The organism is Streptomyces sp. YS415 (assembly GCF_023544665.1).
In the GTDB taxonomy this organism is placed as follows: domain Bacteria; phylum Actinomycetota; class Actinomycetes; order Streptomycetales; family Streptomycetaceae; genus Streptomyces.
The window spans coordinates 1-843 of record NZ_JAMJFL010000085.1 but is presented as its reverse complement, the minus strand read 5'-3'; the positions used below and the strand labels follow the sequence as shown (position 1 = coordinate 843).

The following is an 843-nucleotide window of genomic DNA, read 5'->3' as shown; positions in this document are numbered from 1 at the left end:
GAACGGCTGCGGATGATGGCCACCATCGCCGCCAAGGCCGAGGAGGTGGGCTTCGACGTCTTCGCCACCGGCGAGCACCACAACCCGCCCTTCGTGTCCTCCTCGGCCACCACCCTGCTCGCCTACATCGCGGCACGCACGAACCGCATCATCCTGTCCACCTCCACGACGCTGATCACCACCAACGACCCGGTGAAGATCGCCGAGGACTTCGCGGTCCTCCAGCACCTCGCCGACGGACGCGTGGACCTGATGATGGGGCGCGGCAACACCGGACCGGTGTACCCGTGGTTCGGACAGGACGTCCGCGACGGCATCCCCCTCGCGATCGAGAACTACGCGCTGCTGCACCGGCTCTGGCGCGAGGAGTCGGTGGACTGGCAGGGCAAGTTCCGCACCGCGCTCCAGGGCTTCACGTCGGTGCCCCGGCCCCTCGACGGCGTGCCGCCGTTCGTGTGGCACGGTTCCGTCCGCAGCCCCGAGATAGCCGAGCAGGCCGCCTACTACGGGGACGGCTTCTTCGCCAACCACCTCTTCTTCCCCAAGCGGCACTTCGTCGGTCTGGTCAACCTCTACCGGGACCGCTTCGAGCACTACGGCCACGGCACCCGCGAACAGGCCGTGGTGGGCCTGGGCGGACAGGCGTTCATGCGGCGCACCTCCCAAGAGGCACTGCGGGACTACCGCCCGTACTTCCGCAACACGCCCGTCTACCGCGGCGGCCCGTCCCTGGAGGAGGTCGCCGAGCACACCCCCCTGACGGTCGGCAGTCCGCAGGAGGTCATCGACAAGACCCTCACCTTCCGCGAGACCTTCGGGGACTACCAGCGCCAGCTCTTCAAC

The 843-nt window shown here is 68.6% G+C and carries 1 protein-coding gene; it reads left to right on the top strand.

Annotated features, from left to right (window positions below):
* Window positions 1–843: CE1758 family FMN-dependent luciferase-like monooxygenase (locus M8H82_RS36340; protein WP_250080029.1), on the top strand; the 843-nt coding region annotated here is incomplete at both ends.